This window comes from Lysobacter enzymogenes, from assembly GCF_017168095.1.
Taxonomy (GTDB): domain Bacteria; phylum Pseudomonadota; class Gammaproteobacteria; order Xanthomonadales; family Xanthomonadaceae; genus Lysobacter; species Lysobacter enzymogenes_D.
Map to the genome: position 1 here is coordinate 1 of NZ_LXSD01000096.1, position 2,194 is coordinate 2,194.

3 protein-coding genes are annotated in these 2,194 nt (G+C 74.4%); all 3 read left to right on the top strand.

Going from position 1 to position 2,194, the window contains the following annotated elements; translation table 11 throughout:
• On the top strand, positions 1-583 hold a 583-nt coding region (locus A7A76_RS02735; RefSeq protein WP_206409755.1), incomplete at its 5' end, for a FliH/SctL family protein.
• Positions 580-1,905 carry a FliI/YscN family ATPase gene (locus A7A76_RS02740; RefSeq protein ID WP_206409756.1) on the top strand — a complete coding sequence of 442 codons (1,326 nt, stop codon included), beginning with the start codon at positions 580-582 and terminating at the stop codon, positions 1,903-1,905. The genes A7A76_RS02735 and A7A76_RS02740, both read left to right, overlap by 4 nt.
• On the top strand, positions 1,902-2,194 hold a 293-nt coding region (locus A7A76_RS02745; protein ID WP_206409757.1), incomplete at its 3' end, for a hypothetical protein. The genes A7A76_RS02740 and A7A76_RS02745, both read left to right, overlap by 4 nt.

The window sequence follows — 2,194 nt, forward strand, 5'->3', positions numbered from 1 at the left end:
GCCGGACCCGGCCGAACTGCTCGCGCAGGAACGCGAGCGCGTGCTCGCGCAGGCGCGCCGCGACGGCCGCGCCGAAGGGCTGGCCGAAGCCGCCGCCGAATTGCAGCTCGAACGCGAGCGCGTGCGCGGCGAGATCGAAGCCGGCAACGCCGAGCGCGCGCGGGCGCTGGACGAGGCGCGCGCCGAGTTGCGCGCGCTCGCCGGTGATCTGGCCAGGCGCGTGGCCGAAACCGAAGCCGAACTCGGCCAAGCCGTGGTCGAGATCGCCTACGCCGCGCTGTGCCGCGCGCTCGGCGAACGCGAGGCGGCCGCGCGCGGCCAGACCACCGCGGCGCTGTGCGCGCAACTGCTCGACGAATACCGGCATCGCCCGGCCACGCTGCGGATCGGGCCGGAAGCCTTCGACGCAGTCGAGGCCGCGGTCGCCGCGCAGACCGAACTGCGCGTGCTTGTCGATCCGACCCTGCGCCCGGGCGAATGCCGGCTGCAGACCCGCAAGGGCGCTTACGACACGCGCCTGGAAGACCGCCTGGACGCGCTCAAGCAAGCCTTGCTGCGCGGCCTGGAGGCCGCGCCGCGATGAACCCGCTGACCGCCCGCCTGCGCGAGGAAATCCAGGCCGCGCCGATGAGCCGCCGGCTCGGCCGGATCGTCTCGTTCAACGGCCTGGTGATCGAGGCCGAAGGGCCGGACGCGCGGCTGGGCGAGTTGTGCGAGATCGAAGGCGCCGCCGGCGACGCGCCGGTGCGGGCCGAAGTCGTCGGCTTCCGCGACGAGCGCGTGCTGTTGATGCCCTACGGCCACGTCGGCGCGATTTCCACCGAAAGCCGGATCCGCGCCAGCGGCCGGCCGGTCGCGATCGCGGTCGGCGACGGCCTGCTCGGGCGCGTGGTCGACGCGCTCGGCCAGCCGCTGGACGGGCTCGGCCCGATCGCCAGCGCCGCGGACTATCCGCTGTACCGCGAACCGATCAATCCGCTGCGGCGCGCGCCGATCGACCAGGTGCTCGACACTGGCGTGCGCGCCATCGACGCGCTGCTGACGCTCGGCGCGGGACAGCGCATGGGCGTGTTCGCCGGCAGCGGCGTCGGCAAGAGCACCTTGCTCGGCATGCTCGCGCGCCAGGTCCGCGCCGACGTCACCGTGCTCGGCCTGATCGGCGAGCGCGGCCGCGAGGTCGGCGAGTTCCTGCGCCATTCGCTCGGCGAAGAAGGCCTGCGCCGCGCGGTGGTGGTGGCCGCGACCTCCGACGAGTCGGCGCTGCTGCGCGTGCACGCGACCCACGCCGCGCACGCGGTCGCCGAGTACTTCCGCGACCGCGGCAAGTCGGTGCTGCTGATCGTCGACTCGATGACCCGCTTCGCCATGGCCCAGCGCGAGATCGGCCTGGCGATCGGCGAGCCGCCGACCTTCCGCGGCTACACGCCGTCGGTGTTCAGCCAATTGCCGCGGCTGCTGGAGCGCTGCGGCCGCCTGCGCGATTCCGGCGCGATCACCGGCATCTACAGCGTGCTGGTCGAAGGCGACGACATGAACGAGCCGATCACCGACCACATGCGCGCGATCCTCGACGGCCACATCGTGCTGACCCGCGAGCTGGCCGCGCGCGGCCACCATCCGGCGATCGACGTGCTGCACAGCGTGAGCCGCCTGATGAGCCAGATCGCGGGCGCCGACGACAACGCGCTGGCGGCGGAGGCGCGCCGGCACCTGGCCGCGTACGAGGCCTCGCGCGACCTGATCGAGCTCGGCGCGCACCAGCGCGGCGGCAATCCGGCGCTGGACCGCGCCATCGACCTCAAGCCGGCGCTGGACAAGGTGCTGCGGCAGGCGCCGGAAGAAAGCTGCGCGCGCGCCGAGGCGCTGCGCCGGCTCGGCGCGGCGGTGAACGGGAGGAGCGCATGAGCGCGGACGACATCGGCGCCATCGCCACCTTGCTGCGTTGGCGCGAGTTCCAGGAGGATCGCGCCGCCGACGCCTACGGCCGCCGGGTCGAGCAGACCCGCCACGCCGCGCAGCGCAGCGAACAGGCGCAGGCGCGGGTGGACGAGGTGCGGCAGGCGCAGGCGCGCCTGCTCGAGGGCGCGCTCGATCTCGACCGCCTGCGCGCGGTCGCCGCGATCGAGGACGCGGCCTGGCGCCGCGCGCAGGCCGCGCACGCCGAACAGCGCGACGCGCAAGCCGTGCAACTGCG